The sequence below is a fragment of the Paenibacillus sp. FW101-FHT12H11 genome (assembly GCF_058790355.1).
In genome coordinates this window covers 639,627-655,214 of sequence record NZ_JBYTCO010000003.1, presented here as the reverse complement: position 1 = coordinate 655,214, position 15,588 = coordinate 639,627, and the positions used below count along the sequence as shown (strand labels likewise).

Here is a 15,588-nt window from a genome sequence, read left to right as displayed (position 1 = left end):
GAATCCTCCCCTATCAAAGTTAAAATTCTTCCAATTTTAACCTTATTAAATATATAACAAACTCATAGTAGAATAGTAGTGTAATTATTCCCAGAATATAGGTCATTCCTGCTCATATCCAAAATAATTTTTTGGAAGGCTATCCGTTCCCTTTTCCATGTATATGTGATATACAGTTCTAGTCCGTTAGCAATGATGGCCGGATACGAGTATTGTTTATCTCCTTCATCCAACAAGAGCTCATTCTCCCAAGTAAGACCGTTATCCTTAGAGAAGCGCAGAACAAGCGGTGTTCGTGGCCCCTTGATCTTCCCGGGTTCCGGACGAGTCGGATTATAAACAAGCGCCAGATGGCCATTGTCCAACTTGACCAAATCAATGCCGCTATTGTTGTTCGGAAGCTCCGTTGCATAGGCTTGGCACCAAGTTTTCCCCCCGTCTACCGAATCGCTGCGATAGATTGCCCCTTCCGTGCTGCGCGTAAGCATATGCACAATTCCTGGTTCAGACTCCCATATCGTAGGCTGAATGATCCCTTTTCCCTGTATGGCGGTGCGGTCGAAAGGCACCGTTTCGCTGCGGGTCCATGTCTCGCCGCCGTCATAGGACAGATCAACGAACGCATCCCAAGCCGGTTCGATCGAAGCCGGTGCGACAAGCGTGCCGTCATGCAGCACAATGGGCTTATTCTTAACCGGCCCTCGGCCCCCTTTGTCCCCTTCGACTAAAGGGACAGGTGTCGACCAAGTGGTTCCGTCATCCGACGAGCGCATAACCATCGTTACCCATTCGGCAATGGAGGTGCCGATTTTGTAATACAGGAACAGGACGCCGTCCGCCCTGCGAAACAGGACGGGATTCCAGTGCGGAACGTCCTCTTCGTCAGCGACTTTGACGGGTGGTGTCCAGCGGCTGTTCACTCGGCGTGACGTCCATATCGCGACGTCGCCGGCTTTCTCTTTCGTGCCGCCGAACCACGCAACGAGGATATCCCCACCCGGCAGCCGTTCAAGCGTAGAGGCGTGACAGCTTAGAAAAGGTCTGTCGTCTTCGAAAATAAACTCCTTCACTTGATGAATCTCACTCATCTCCTATCACTCCTTGGAACAATTTCGTAGCTTTGTCCCTTTTTGGTTCCAAACACGATGACATTCGGTTCAATGTCTTCGATCCGGATTTCATACCCGTTTTGCATGACGCATACCGGTTCCGCCGTGCGCAGCAGGAAGGACTTCCCAGCTGTTGAGAGAATTCTTGCTCGCAGCAGCTTGCCGTTCTCCCATGTGATATCGACTTCAAACCCTCCGCGTGCTCGTAGCCCTTTCACACAACCGTTCATCCATTTCTGTGGTAGAGAAGGAAGAAACTGGACGTTATTGCCATGGCTCTGCAGCAGCATCTCGGCAATGCCCGAAACGCCTCCCAAATTTCCGTCAATTTGGAAAATATCTTGTTTCACCTTGGGATGTCGATGTGCATTCATCATGTTCGGATGAAGCCCGGCGAGCAGCTCATTCACAAAGCGCTGTGCATGCTCGGACTCTCCAAGCCGTGCCCATAGATTGATCATCCATGCGCAGCTCCAGCCCGTATGTGCTCCGCCATGATTCAATCGTCTCTCAAGAGTGACTTTGCAAGCAGCGGCAAGCTCGGGTTCCTGATGTAACGTAATTTGATCCAGGGGATGCAGCGAGACCAAATGGGCGACATGACGGTGCCCCGGCTCAAACTCTTCAAAATCCTCGTTCCACTCTTGAAGTTGGCCATATTTGCCTATCCGGTAAGGAGGCAGCCGCAATAACGCATGCTCCAATCGGCCTATAAACGTATGATCCGTATCCGATAAAATGCCGCTTGCTTCCAAACAATGGTCAAATAAATTTCTGAGGAGCGCGATATCCATCGTCACGCCTTGTGTCACACTGCTTTTCTGTCCATCTGGTGCAATAAAGAAGTTCTCCGGGGACGTCGACGGACATGTTATCAAGCTGCCATCCTTCGCCTCGACTAACCAATCCAATCCAAATCGTGCCGCTTCTTTCATTACTGGATACGCCCGTTTGAGAAACATTTCATCTTGACTGTACGCGTAATGCTCCCAAATATGCTGACATAACCATGCCCCGGCCATCGGCCAAAAGGCCCAACTTGGCGATCCTCCAACGGGAGTTGCTGTTCGCCATACATCAATATTATGATGGGCCGTCCAACCCTCGCAGCGGTAGTGGACATCGGCAGCTTTCCGGCCTGTGTGCTGCAGATCCTCGATCAGATCGAACAAAGGCAAATGACATTCCGCAAGATTCCCCACTTCCGCAGGCCAGTAGTTCATTTCTACGTTGATGTTCGTCGTCCAACTGCTGCACCATGGCGGACGAATGCTGTCATTCCAAATCCCTTGCAAATTAGCCGGCTGTGTGCCGATTCTTGAGCTGGACAACAGCAGGTATCTGCCATATTGAAAAAATAATGCGGCAAGTCCGGGATCTTCCACACCGCTTTTGATAGCTTCTATGCGGACATCCGTCGGCAGGTTATTTCTTTCCTGACCTCCAAGGTCGAGAGAAACTTTGCAAAAGCGTGCGGCATGATCGTTGATATGCCTCTCTTTCAACTGCTCGTACCCCAGCGATGCCGCTTTTGCCAGTCTCGCTTCTCCTAGCTGTAACGACGGTTTGTCTGATAACGCAGGGTTTTTATCATAACCTTGGAAGCTGGTTTCAGCAGCCAGCAGGAAAGTAACCGTTCCTGTACCACTTACACGAATCCGCCCGCCACTTACCTCCAGCCTGCCCTTGTCAATCATAACGGTCAATCGAATGTTAAAACCGATCCCTTTGCCTTCCTCATAATGTACAGGGTCCGACGACTTCACCGTATTAGGTAGAATTCGCATCGGGCTGCGTCCGGTAAGAATCAATTGATTCCATGCCACTTTTTTGACTTCAAATTGCAATGGACTGCTCAGCACTGCACTAACGCAGATGTTGCGCTCACTCTGTAAGCGAATGGCCATGACCTGGTCAACCGCAGAGACGAACAGCTCTCGGGTATGGACAGCGTTATTTTGCGAATACTGCACCCGGGCGATGCCTTCCGCCAGATTCAATTCCCTTCGGTAATTCGAAATTTCGCCGGCCTCTTCCATAATCAGATCCAAATCGCCAAGCGGCACGTAGGACTCGATCTCCGGCCCTTCCATGTGCTGTTCGATCAAAGCCTCAGCCTCGGCATATTTGCCTGCAAAGATCATTTCACGCACGATGTCCAAATACTGGGCTGCTTCTCTGTTCACTGTTTCTCTGGGTTCCCCGGACCATAACGTATCCTCGTTCATCTGTATGCGTTCCCGATCCGTACCGCCATACATCATGCCGCCGAAGCGGCCGTTCCCTACGGGGAGTGCCTGGAACCAAGATTTCGCTGGCTGCGCGTACCATAATGCCGTACTTTTGTCTGACACTTGATCTCCCCCACCTGTTCGTCTATTCGTACAACCAATCCAACGTATCGATCCCGTCGTTTTTATGTTCAACATCACGTGGACGTATATCCTGATCGATAGGAATAACACCCAAGATCAGAAAAGCGCCTTTACCGAAATCAAGCGTATGCCGTCCTGCTTCATATTGAAATGCGTGGATATTGACAGAAGGATAGGCATATAAGCGCAGCCCTTTGCGCAAGATCGGCGCATAGCCGCCTCGGTCGTCGGCGTGCGTGTTTTCTTCCAAGCTTGGGACTTGCAGCCACTGATCATCTTTGGAGTTAAAATAACCAACCAGCACTTTCGAAGGCTGATGCAGTTCAATATCAATCGCCAAGCCCTGAAGGCCTGCCTGCCTTTGACTAAAACGAACACCGGTAAGCCCATTCAGCTCCTCCGCACAGCCAACGACGTGGATATCCCCATCTGTGAAAACCTCTGCCCCTTTTTCCACACGGTACAATTCCGCATGTTCAGACAATAAGCTAAACGGTGCTTCTGCGTAGCGAACGATTGGTGCTTTTAGATTTTTTAGCGCTTCGGGCAGCACTCCCGACTTCAACTCCTGCACATGGAGACGGAAAGCCTCCAGCTCCGCTTCATAGAGAGGTAAACATGCGCTCCAATGCCTGTAATCAAGCCCTCCTCGAATCGGCACCTTCCGCTGCGGTGTCTGCATGGAGTTAGCAAACAAATAGGTTTTCTCTGTAAGCGTTGTCAGTTCGCGGTAGCTGTCCAAACCTTGGGCCAATTCTACCGCTGCCGCTTCCAGCAATTCGATCCGGTTAAAATACTCCCCTTTGACCGAATGCTTATAGGTTAAAATCAGGATCGCAGCCTTGACCTTATGCACATAGGCCTGCACCATATGACGGATGGCAGCCATATCGCTCGCCAGTCTTTCATATTCGTCCCTGTTGAGGGTGACGAAATGGCTAGCTTGCTGAATTGCCAGCAGCGCATCCTCCGCATGTCTCTGCGCATCGGCAATGATATCCGTTGGAGTCTCGCCAATGTGAGGTTCACCACTCAGTTCTTTCACGACAAATTCATCCAACCGTTCGCCTTGCGGCGACTGGGATTCCCACAGATCCGGCCAAGGCATATGCCGTTCCGGATTGGTGAGCTGGCTCATCGTCATCCCAAGGCTCATCGTTTGGCGATTGCCTTCCGTAATGCCGAATCTGCGCAGCAATTTCGGCGCGCATTCTCCTGAAGCTTCGTAAGCATCCAAAATCGCCTTGCCTGCCTCTAGGCTGCCGAAACGTTTCCCAAGCGTATCGATCCAGTAGTTCCGCTCCGCCTGGGGATCACGATCGGGGTTCCACGCATACCGGAACCAAGCCGCAAACCAAATCCAATCGCGCTCCAACTGACGCAGTCGCTTCTCCGCTTTATCCGGCGCATACGGCCAATCCCAGAAGAATAGCGGATACAGATGCAGCCCGTTTGCTTTCAAGCGGTATTTGGCCGCCTGCATACACTTTTGAATAAACGATGGGGCTCCATATCGAAATGGCTCCAAGTTCGCAAGGATATGAACATTGACAATGTGAATCGTCTGCAAGGAACCTAGCCGGTTGTGCGTTTCTTGCCATCTGCCCCGGGGGGTATACGTAGTCAATGACTCCCCGTTGTATTTGGCCTCCGTGTACAAATTCGGATACAACGGCAGCGCAGCCTCAATGACTTTTTGCGGCTCGATGGCATGGGAACGCAGAATGATCGGAGGTTTTTCCTTCACATTCGAATGTTTCAGCCCTTCCAGCAAACCTGCAAGAATCGTCTCATTAAACCATTCCACGCCATAAATTTGACCTTGCAGCGCTTCGCCTAGGCATACCATTAGCCCGGCATTGGGGAAGGATTGCACGAAGGCAGCGATCGATTTCTTGTAGTAATCACTCGTTATCGGCAGCGGCTTTGGTTGATGAAGCTTCAAATCATGTTTCTGCGCAAAAGGCAGCGGAATATGGATGTTGTAGAACTTTAAGACGACCCATATGCCTCGGCGGTCCGCTTCTTCGGTAATCCAGCGGAACGTCTCCCGATTATATGTGAGCTCATCTTCCGTCACTTCCAGCGCTTCAGGGTAATCTTCCAGCTGCACAAGCGAAGAAAACGGATGCCCGGACCACAAGTAAACGACGTTGCATCGCTGTTCAACCATCATGTGGAGGAAATCCTGCCATAACGACCGGTCGTAAAACCAAGGAAAACGATCTGTCGTTATCGGGTACTCATACGTCTGACGCGGGGGTTCTACGGTCGTTTTTTGCAATCCGATGGCCGGTCCCCGCAATGCGAAACGCGGTTTATCTCCATACGCGATGTCACTTGGCAGCTTCTGAGCTTCACCGATTCGGCTCGCCAACTCCAAACAGCCATACAATACGCCTGAATCGCTGCCCCCCGAAATAACCGTTATGCCACCTGGGCAAGATGCCAGATAAAAGCCTTCTCCCTCCGGAGCTTCCGTGTGATATAACAAAACGTCTCGCGCTTCCAATTGCTGCACAAATTTCGATTCTTGGCGATTCCCGATGTAAATTTTCATTCCCTGCACGGATCGGTAGTTTTCCAACGACCATGATGCTTCTGCTTCAAGCACGGTGTAGCCACAATTTTGAAGCGCTTCTCTTAGTCGTTGAATCCCGTATTCCACACGCGGGGCAGCGTTACGTTCATAACCCAGCGTAACGGCTTTCGTAGTCGTTTCCATTGTCGTTTAAGCCCCTCCTTTCAAAAACAATTCAATGACCGGCACCGCTACATCAGGCTTTTTCACTGGAAGTGACAAGACCAGCGTCTTCTCATCTCTGCCCTCTTTGTACGCCCCGTTGTCGATTCCGCTATGGACAATGCCTTGCTTGAAACGGATCTCTGATGCATCGTTAAGCAGCTGTGCGTACTCGACTTGCCCGGCCAAGCCATGCAAGTGAATGCTTTTAAACGGCCAACTATACACATGCACATATAAGCGATTGGTCTCGGGGTTATAGGTCAATCGGCAATCCTGCGGACACTCGATGGTTTCCGGCGCTTGCGTGCAGCCATATATTGAACGGTTGTGACGCCTCATCCAATCGCCGATGCCTTTTAAACGATCAATCGAACGCTCATCGAACTCGCCACGACCGGTCGGTCCTACATTCAGGAGCAGATTGCCTCCTTTGCTGACCACATCAATGAGCATTTTGACCAACATATCGACACTTTTCCATGATTCCTCATCCCGATGATAACCCCAGGAACCACTGAACGTATGCGGCGTCTCCCAAACAACTCGTTTACCGTCGATCTGCACCCATTTGGTCGGCAAATACTGCTCAGGCGTCGTAATATCCCCACCGATTTGCAGGCGATCGTTCAATAAAACGTTCGGCTGCAGCTCGCGAATCAGCTTGATCAGCTCCTTGCTGTTCCAATCTTCCTTACCTTTGCCTGGCAATCCGTTCTCCTCCGGGAAGGAGAAATCGTAAAACAACAAATCCACATCGCCATATTCGGTTAACAATTCCTTCGTTTGTCCAAACAAATAGTCGCGATATTGGGCAAAATCCTTTTTCGCACTTTCAGCGATAGCCTCTTCATCCAACCGTAAGGGGTGCTTCGTGTCGATCGTGTAATGCGGGTGATGCCAATCAATCAGGGAATGGTAAAAGCCTACTTTCATGCCACGCTCACGGAAAGCCTCCGTCATCGGCCTGATCAAATCTCGGCCAGCCGGGGTGTTCGGCGCTTTATAGTCGGTCAGCTTGCTGTCCCATAAGCAGAACCCTTCGTGATGCTTGGTTGTAACCACGGCGTATTTCATGCCGGCATCATAAGAAAGCTGCGCCCACAATTCCGGATCGTACAAATCCGGATCAAATTTATTGAAATATTTATTGCGGTATTTCTCTCCGCTTAATCTCTCTCTGGATTGCAGCCATTCATGCCTGGCAGCTAGCGAATATAGCCCCCAATGAATGAACAAGCCGAACCTGTCATGCGTGAACCATCCGCTGTCTCCGGTTGTTGGTTCTATTTCGTACTTCATTGCATTTACCCCCTTGTACTTCCGTAATAAGATTGGAAAGTCTGCGGAACCGACTTAGCTCCGTCCACGGTTAACGCCTGATCGGGCGATACTTTCCATTTGCAGGAATTTGAGCTCATGATCAGTTTACAAGAAAGCAAGCGGCCCATTATAGGCTGAATTCATCACATATATAGGTGGCGCGAAGCGAGCGAGTACTCTTCTGCATGGTTATTAGGGAACTACAAGCTGCTATTTTTCTAAAAAAGTGCTGTTTCCGGCAGCAAGGGGAACTACAGTTCGCTATTTTGTAGGTTTCACGCAAAATGTCGTCCATGAAAGGCAAATAAGACCTCGTAGTTCCCCTAAGATTGAAAAAACCTCGTTTTTGACCCAATGGAGGACTCCAGTTCCTCTCCCTAGGGCTCAGCTCCCCTTAACGACCCTCAACAGCCTTCAACCACGTCGTTGCCATCAGCGTATCCCCGAGCGAGTTCATATGCACACCGTCCGTTGTCAAATCCTGGCCCGTTTCCAGCTTAAGAAAATCAATAAAAGCCAGATGCGTCGGAACCAGGACGGCATCATACTGCTCAGCCAGCCGGTTCACGATGTCCACATACGGCTTCAGCAGCCGGTTGCCCGTGGCATCCGGGTACTCCTTGATGACCGTAGGCTGCATGAGGATCAATCGGCAATCCGGGATCTGCTTCGTTTGATCCAGCAAATTCCGGTAGATTTCCTCGAATTTGTCCGGGTATACCTGCTCGCCCATCGGAGAGTCCAATTGGCGCCACACATCATTAATCCCGATGGAAACGGATACCCATTGAGGTTGATGATCGATCACATCGAGCGTCCACCTTTTTTCCAAGTCGATGACGCGATTGCCGGAAACGCCTTCATTAATTATTTTCAGACTGAGCTGCGGATAAACCGCTGTCAGGTAATCATGAATCATTCTTACGTAACCCGACCCCAACTTCAATGGGTCTTTTTTACGCCCTTTATCCGTAATGCTATCCCCGATAAATACAATGCGGTCTTTCTTTTTAAACGGCACAACACTACCTCCTCATTAAAATCAGTTAGACAAGCTGCCTCTTAAGCATCCGATACACGGCATCCAGCTGCTCCACTTCCAGCTTATGATTTTCTCGAAAAGCGCCTGCATCCTTAGAACGGCACTGCAAGGAAACAGGAAGTCCCCTTTTGCTCAGATGATACTTCGCATTCACAGGATACATCTGCAGCTCAATCAGCGATGCAGCTCCAACGAACGACTGCAGCATCTCCGCGATGGCTGGCTCCGAGTCCCAACTTTCGGTTAGCCGCACATAAAGATCAGGATGGAAATTCGCCATAACGCCGCTGAAGCCGGACGCACCCAATCGCAGGGAAGCAAGCAGCGTTGCGGAATTAGCATTAAATAGTTGAAGTGAGCTGCCTTTCACCGCTTCAAGTTTTGCGGCAATTTGCTGCAAATCGCAGCTGGTGTCCTTGAGAAACGCGAATCTTCCCGTATCTGCGCATTGTTTGAGCAGCTGCGGATTCAGCAGCCTTTTGTATGGATATGGACATTCATAAATGCCCATTGGCACATTCGGGACTCGATCAATCAGCTGTAGAACACGCTCAAACCAGATCTCGTCAGATTCATCCGGACCCGCCAGACGGTTGCTGACTAGCACAACGGCCTGAACCCCGGTCTCCGCGATCCGCTGCAATTCCTCTACCTGCTCCTCGAACTGCTCGGAGATATGCCCCGATGCGATAACCGAAACCCGACCGGCAGCTAAGTTCGTGACGAATTGAGCAAGGCTCACTCTCTCCTCCAGAGTCAAATAAAACATCTCACTGGATTGACACACGGCAAATAAGCCATGCACGCCTTGGCCAATGTACCATTCTATCAGCTGCTCCAATGCGGCATAGTCCACTTTGCCTGTATGCGTGAAAGGTGTTACCATCGTGGGCCAAACACCTTTAGGTATGTTCATTGCCATTGTCTCAGTTCCTTTCCACCAAATAAGTGTCCATTACCCGCCTAAGCTCCTCTTTCGCTGATGCATTCAGCGGTTGAACAGGCAGGCGCGGTTGTCCTGCAGGCAATCCGATCATATTCATCGCTTCCTTCAATACAGAAGGGAGCGTCCCCATTGAAAACGCGTTGCGCAAAGCTCGCAGCTTGCGCTGCTGTAATTCTGCTTGTTCCAGCTCCCCCTGGCGCCACAAATCGTAAATGCTTTTCACAACTTCTGGAAACACATTGGCTGTCGCTGCAATAGCTCCACGCCCTCCAGCCATCAAGGTCGGCAAAATGAGTGAATCCGTGCCTGCCAAAACGGAAAAGTCCTGACCAGCTGCCTCCATATATTGCAAAATGGTATCAAAACTGCCGCTGCTGTCCTTGATCCCGACAATGTTAGGCACTTTGCTTAGTTCCTTCACGGTTTGGGGTTGAAGCGAGTTCCCCGTCCTTGCCGGAATGTTATACAGCAGTACGGGAAGCTCTGTCGCTTCCGCAATTCTGCGAAAATGAGTCAGCAGTTCCTGCTGGGTATAGGTCAGAAAATACGGTGTAATCACGGACAGCGCATCTGCCCCCATACTCTCCAAACGTACAGCTAGTTCGATAGATTCCTTCGTACTTGTGCAGCCAGCACCCACATACACCGGTAATTTCCCTTGTGTTTCCTCAAGGACGATTTCGGCGACCCGCAGTTTTTCGTCGAAGGACAAGGAGAAGAACTCTCCATTCGTACCAAGGCAAAACAAGCCGTGCACATCCGCATCAATCAATCTACGGGTTAATTGCCGCAATGAAGCTTCATCAATCTGCTGATCAGCATTGAAAGGTGTCACCATAGCGGGAATGATACCTGACGGTTGCAATAAATGATTCATCACATTTCTCCTTTTTTATCCAGTGGTCACGGAAGCAATTGGCGGTAAACAGCTTGCATATCATCTATGTTCATCGGTTTCGGATTGTTATGTAAAAGCCTCGTCACCTTCGAGGCAGCAACCGCCAATTCACTGACATCCTCATCGGTTACGCCGAAAGCACGCAAATTTTGCGGGATGTCCATCTCGGAGGTCCACTCGAAGATTCGCCGAATAACGGCCTCCGAGACCGCCTTACCGTCCCCTGTTCCAATCTGCAGCCCCATCGCGCAAGCAACATGACCGAGTCTTCTCTCGATGGCATCCCTATTAAACGTCATGACATGCGGCAGCAGCATTGAATTCGCGACACCGTGCGTAATGTTGAATTTGCCCCCAAGCGGATAAGCCAGTGCATGAACGGCTGCTGTTCCAGCCGAACTAAGTGCCATCCCGCCATACATCGATCCTAGAAGCACATTCTCTCTAGCTTGGAGATCGGATCCGTGATGGTAGGCTTGCAGCAAACTGCCGGAAATTAAACGAATCGATTCAAGGGCGAACATATCGCTTATGGGATTTGCTTTTGTGGAGATATAAGATTCCAACGCATGAGTAAACGCATCCATACCGGTTGCAGCCGTGATGTTTGGCGGCAGGCTGACGGTTAGCGCCGGATCGATAATTACCAGCATGGGGAGCAAATGCCTGCTGATAATGCCAACTTTTAACTCCTGTTCAGGAATCGTAACAATCGCGTTCGGTGTCACTTCTGAACCGGTTCCTGAAGTTGTTGGAATCAGCACCGTAGGTATCCCTGGTTTCAATACACGGTCAATGCCTACAAGACTCATTACGTCCACGGGATCTGTCATCAGGACGGAAAACAATTTCGTTGCATCCAGCACACTCCCGCCGCCAATGCCAATGAATAGATCGACAGGTTCAGAGGCAATTCGGCTGTACACTTGTTGAATGTTATCGACCGTTGGCTCCGGCTTCACATCGGTATAGCACCTGGTGCTTATTCCCGCATGCGATAGCTCGGTCTCCATTCGATCAATGACCCCCATCGCCTTTATCGAAGGTTGCGTTACGATCACCACGTGTTTGAAATCTCCGTGCCGTTTTATCCTTGGAACCAGTTCGGCAATCGTATGTTGTCCGGCAACAATACTGCGGGCTGTCTCGAACATAAACGGATTGAAACCGTGATTGTCCTTCACTCAAGCCCCTCCTCTCAAGCTGTATGGCCTAAATTTCCCCCTCATCCTACGCTCGGCTATTCATGATGTCAATGCCGCCAAGCGCTGAAGATCGCTTTGACCTATATATCAGGTACAATACCCCACACAACAAGTAAGCGCTTAATTGTAATCTGAATAGGGAATCGGTCATTGTTTTTTTAGAATTTTGGATTTTTATCATAAGGAGTGTGTCACTTGCATATACAGCCTTATCTCACACCGCATAAATTGGGAAGTCCCGTGCTTGTTGGTTCGGGTTTGCCAGGCCATTTCGATGAGCGAGCCGTCGATTGTCCGTTCGTCTTTCAACATAGCGGCAAATTCTACATGATGTATGTGGGGTTTGACGGAATCGGCTACCAGACGGCTTTGGCGACAAGCCATGATCTTATCAACTGGGAGCACCTAAGCGTTATTTTAAAAAGGAACGACGACTCGGCCTGGGATTCCATTAATGTTGCCGGCACATGGATATTGAAGGAAAATCGCCTCGATGCTCCTCCAGTACTGAAAAAATGGAACAACAAATATTGGCTAGTTTATCACGCCTATCCCCATGCAGGTTATGAAGAAGGCTCGGCCAAAATTGGTATCGCCTGGACCGAAGATGAGCAGCTGCTGGAGTGGCAGCGATGCCCTGACCCCATCTTAACCCCGGAAGAAGGCGCAGAGTGGGAAAAGGGTGGACTCTACAAAGAATGCCTGATCGAACATGAAGGTACGTTCTATTTGTATTACAATGCCAAAAACACAAATAAAGGCCGATGGATCGAGCAAACAGGCGTTGCTTTCTCCACCGATTTGAAGGAGTGGCACCGCTACGAACATAATCCGGTTCTACAGGTTACCCCGGATGGATGGGACTCAGGATTTGTCAGCGATCCTTGCGTGCTGCATGATCCGGACCGAGACCAATGGGTCATGTATTACTTTGGCTATAATTACAAACAAGCGCAGGAAGGCATTGCCCTTTCCCGTGATCTGTTAACTTGGGAGAAATATCCTGAACCCATCATTCGAGTTGGCGAAGAAGGCAGCATTGACGCTATTTTCGCCCATAAGCCCTCTGTCGTTACACATGAAGGTAATCTCTACCACTTTTACTGCTCATGCAGACGATATCAAGAAGGCGATCCGACCAAAAACTACGGTAAAGAGTTCCGGACCATCAGCGTCGCAACCTCACAGCCGATAGATACCCAACGATGAACAAGGGGGCGAGCACGGATGCAAGTGGCTGAATTGTTCGTAGAAAGCAGGCGTCGCCCGCTCGGGGTTGATGTCCTCCAGCCGGCCTTCGGCTGGAGTTTTGCTGATTCGCCGGTCCGTTTGCAAATGCAATCGGCCTATCGAATCATTGTTTTTAGTGGTGAAGATGATAGACGAAGCGAAATGGTGTGGGACAGCGGGCAGCGTTATAGCAGGAAAAACGTTCATATCTTGTACGAAGGGCCGCCGCTTCAGTCCAGGCAACGCTACTTTTGGAAGGTACAGGTGTGGGATGTAAATGGCCAGATGACGGAAAGCCCTGTCTCCTGGTGGGAAATGGGTCTGCTCCATGCTGAAGATTGGTCTGCGGCTTGGATCGCTCGCTTTGCAGAAGAGCCCCTTGAACGCCCCGCCCTTCCGCTCATGCGGCGTGAATTCCATCTCGACAAACCTGTGGCGCAAGCTCGCGCCTACATTTGCGGGTTAGGCCAGTTTGAGCTGCGCCTTAACGGGGAGAAGGTCAGCGACAATGTTCTGGAGCCGGGGTGGACCAACTATGATAAAACTTGTCTCTACTGTGTCTACGATGTGACTGAGCGGCTTCAAGAAGGCGGCAATGCGATGGGGGTGATGCTGGGTAACGGCTTCTTTCACGTGACGGGCGGGCGCTACAGCAAATTCAAGCATTCCTTCGGCACCCCAAGGTGCCTCGTTCAGTTGGAAATCACCCATACGGATGGCACTCTAACTCGGATTGTTAGCGATCGCCATTGGGGTTCCGCGCCGGGACCTATCACCTTTTCGTGTATATACGGAGGCGAAGATTATGATGCTAATCGTCGCCAAGCGGGTTGGGATCTGCCAAGTTTTTTCAGAAACGATGCATGGAACCCGGCGGTCGAAGTGCCAGCACCTGCAGGAAAGCTTAAGTCACAAGCGACTTCTCCATTGAAAGTGATGGAAACTTACCAACCCGTACAGATCACTCAACCGCTTCCCGGTGTGTACGTGGCTGATTTCGGCAAAAACTTCTCCGGTTGGATGAAACTCCGGGTTCAAGGCCCTCAAGGCGCCAAAATGACAATGTCCCCTGCCGAATTGCTGAAGGATAACGGCACGATCAATCAGAAATGGACCGGTTCTCCCACCAAATTCACTTATACGTTGAGCGGGGATGCTGAGGGGGAAACATGGTCGCCGCGTTTCAGCTATACCGGTTTTCGATATGTGCAGCTCGAGGGTGTCGTTCCAGTTTCAACAGATGCGGATGCCTGCGATTCCGACGTTCCTGATCTTATTCAGCTGGAAGGTCAAATGATTTATCCGGATGTAAACGTATGCGGAAACTTCGTCAGCTCGAATAAGCTGCTAAACCGCACGCATGAGATCATTAACCAAGCCATACGCAGCAACATGAAAAGCATTTTTACCGACTGCCCGCATCGGGAAAAGCTCGGTTGGCTCGAGCAAATTCATCTGATGGGCCCTTCCGTAGTATGGAATTATGATGTTGAGCCATTGTTCATCAAGACAATGGAGGACATCCGGGACGCCCAGCTGCCAAGCGGGATGGTCCCGACAACGGCGCCGGAATATGTTGTTTTTTCCGACCAATGGCGCTGCTTCCGGGATTCTGTCTCCTGGGGCGCCACCTATATCCTCACAGGCTGGAACTTGCTGCAATTTTACGGCAATCACCGGATTTTGACCGAGCATTATGAAGGAATGAAAGCCTATCTCGACTATTTAAAAGCGAGCTCGGATCAGCTGATTATCCATACCGGACTCGGGGACTGGTACGATGTCGGCGACAATCCGCCAGGTTTTGTTCAAAATACGCCTGTTGCGCATACCGAAACCGCTATGTTTTACCATATCGTCGATGTGTTTGCACAAATCGCAAAGTTCTTGAATCGCAGCGATGACGCTCTCCACTATGCACAACTGCGCGACAACATCAAATCTGCGTTTAATCAGGCTTTTTTCGATGACCAAACGCAGCAATATGCCACCGGCAGTCAAAGCTCCCAGGCGATGCCGCTTGTTCTAGGGTTAGCCCACGAGCCGTATAAAGAAACCATTTTAGCTGGGCTCATCCATGATATTACCTTACGCGGGTATCATACGACGGCAGGCGATATAGGCCATCGCTATGTGCTGCTTGCCCTTTCTCAGAACGGTCGCAGCGACATGATTTATAAAATGAGCCAAAAGACGAATCACCCGAGTTACGGCTATCAAATCGCAAACGGCGCGACATCGTTAACGGAAGCTTGGGACGGACCCACCGTCGGCAAGTCGCAGAACCATTTTATGCTCGGACACTTGGAAGAGTGGCTCTACAGCGGCTTGGCAGGTATGCAATATCGGTATTGCCCCGAATTCGAAAGCTATAAGCTGACGATCAAGCCGGCCTTACTGGATGATTTGGATGAAGTAGCCGCAGATTATCGTCTGCCATCCGGAAAGCTGCGAGTCGCATGGCTGCGGAATTCAGATGAGCGTAGGCTCAAGCTTGAAGTCACCATTCCGGCAAATTGTTTGGCGGATGTCCACCTTCCTTCTGCCTCCATAGATACTCTCCTCGAAAGCGGAATTCCGCTAAAGGATGCAGCCGCTATACCGGAAGTCTTGCTTGAAGACGGGGAAGGCGGCGAAAACGGGGATGCCGTCATACGCTTAGGTTCAGGCAGCTATCTGTTTGAATGTGAGGTTTAAAATGAAACTACTTTTTCCCA

10 protein-coding genes are annotated in these 15,588 nt (G+C 50.4%); 2 read left to right on the top strand and 8 right to left on the bottom strand.

From position 1 onward, the window contains the following. Positions 1–62: 62 nt before the first annotated feature. The 8 genes from AC3WTJ_RS13000 to AC3WTJ_RS12965 all read right to left on the bottom strand — a co-directional run bounded on the left by AC3WTJ_RS13000 (position 63) and on the right by AC3WTJ_RS12965 (position 11,590). Positions 63–1,088, bottom strand: a complete 1,026-nt coding sequence (locus AC3WTJ_RS13000; protein WP_492522096.1) for a sialidase family protein — start codon at positions 1,086–1,088, stop codon at positions 63–65. Further along, positions 1,085–3,463: a glycoside hydrolase family 95 protein gene (locus AC3WTJ_RS12995; protein ID WP_492522095.1), complete on the bottom strand. Its 2,379-nt coding sequence runs from the start codon at positions 3,461–3,463 to the stop codon at positions 1,085–1,087. The genes AC3WTJ_RS13000 and AC3WTJ_RS12995 overlap by 4 nt, the downstream gene beginning before the upstream one ends. A gap of 22 nt (positions 3,464–3,485) precedes the next feature. Further along, the gene (locus AC3WTJ_RS12990) at positions 3,486–6,209 is read right to left on the bottom strand and encodes a hypothetical protein (protein WP_492522094.1); all 2,724 of its coding nucleotides are present in this window, start codon (positions 6,207–6,209) and stop codon (positions 3,486–3,488) included. 6 nt (positions 6,210–6,215) lie between these two features. Then, the gene (locus AC3WTJ_RS12985; protein ID WP_492522093.1) at positions 6,216–7,529 is read right to left on the bottom strand and encodes an alpha-L-fucosidase; all 1,314 of its coding nucleotides are present in this window, start codon (positions 7,527–7,529) and stop codon (positions 6,216–6,218) included. A 415-nt stretch (positions 7,530–7,944) separates the two neighbouring features. Then, positions 7,945–8,571, bottom strand: a complete 627-nt coding sequence (locus AC3WTJ_RS12980; protein ID WP_492522092.1) for an SGNH/GDSL hydrolase family protein — start codon at positions 8,569–8,571, stop codon at positions 7,945–7,947. Between the two features lie 25 nt (positions 8,572–8,596). After that, on the bottom strand, positions 8,597–9,514 hold the full coding sequence (locus tag AC3WTJ_RS12975; protein WP_492522091.1) for a dihydrodipicolinate synthase family protein: 918 nt from the start codon (positions 9,512–9,514) through the stop codon (positions 8,597–8,599). A gap of 4 nt (positions 9,515–9,518) precedes the next feature. After that, on the bottom strand, positions 9,519–10,415 hold the full coding sequence (dapA, locus tag AC3WTJ_RS12970; protein ID WP_492522090.1) for a 4-hydroxy-tetrahydrodipicolinate synthase: 897 nt from the start codon (positions 10,413–10,415) through the stop codon (positions 9,519–9,521). A 26-nt stretch (positions 10,416–10,441) separates the two neighbouring features. Further along, on the bottom strand, positions 10,442–11,590 hold the full coding sequence (locus tag AC3WTJ_RS12965; protein WP_492522234.1) for an iron-containing alcohol dehydrogenase: 1,149 nt from the start codon (positions 11,588–11,590) through the stop codon (positions 10,442–10,444). Positions 11,591–11,827: 237 nt separating this feature from the next. On the opposite strand from AC3WTJ_RS12965, the gene AC3WTJ_RS12960 reads away from it, so the two are divergent. Continuing rightward, on the top strand, positions 11,828–12,850 hold the full coding sequence (locus AC3WTJ_RS12960) for a glycoside hydrolase family protein (RefSeq protein WP_492522089.1): 1,023 nt from the start codon (positions 11,828–11,830) through the stop codon (positions 12,848–12,850). 18 nt (positions 12,851–12,868) lie between these two features. After that, positions 12,869–15,568, top strand: a complete 2,700-nt coding sequence (locus AC3WTJ_RS12955; RefSeq protein WP_492522088.1) for a family 78 glycoside hydrolase catalytic domain — start codon at positions 12,869–12,871, stop codon at positions 15,566–15,568. Positions 15,569–15,588: the final 20 nt, after the last annotated feature.

What these genes read in the sequence shown, in the direction of transcription:
- AC3WTJ_RS12990 (WP_492522094.1), bottom strand. Translation starts at nt 6,209, where the DNA reads ATGGAAACGACTACGAAAGCCGTTACGCTGGGTTATGAACGTAACGCT.
- AC3WTJ_RS12975 (WP_492522091.1), bottom strand. Translation starts at nt 9,514, where the DNA reads ATGGCAATGAACATACCTAAAGGTGTTTGGCCCACGATGGTAACACCT.
- AC3WTJ_RS13000 (WP_492522096.1), bottom strand. Translation starts at nt 1,088, where the DNA reads ATGAGTGAGATTCATCAAGTGAAGGAGTTTATTTTCGAAGACGACAGA.
- AC3WTJ_RS12985 (WP_492522093.1), bottom strand. Translation starts at nt 7,529, where the DNA reads ATGAAGTACGAAATAGAACCAACAACCGGAGACAGCGGATGGTTCACG.
- AC3WTJ_RS12955 (WP_492522088.1), top strand. Translation starts at nt 12,869, where the DNA reads ATGCAAGTGGCTGAATTGTTCGTAGAAAGCAGGCGTCGCCCGCTCGGG.
- dapA (WP_492522090.1), bottom strand. Translation starts at nt 10,415, where the DNA reads ATGAATCATTTATTGCAACCGTCAGGTATCATTCCCGCTATGGTGACA.
- AC3WTJ_RS12965 (WP_492522234.1), bottom strand. Translation starts at nt 11,590, where the DNA reads ATGTTCGAGACAGCCCGCAGTATTGTTGCCGGACAACATACGATTGCC.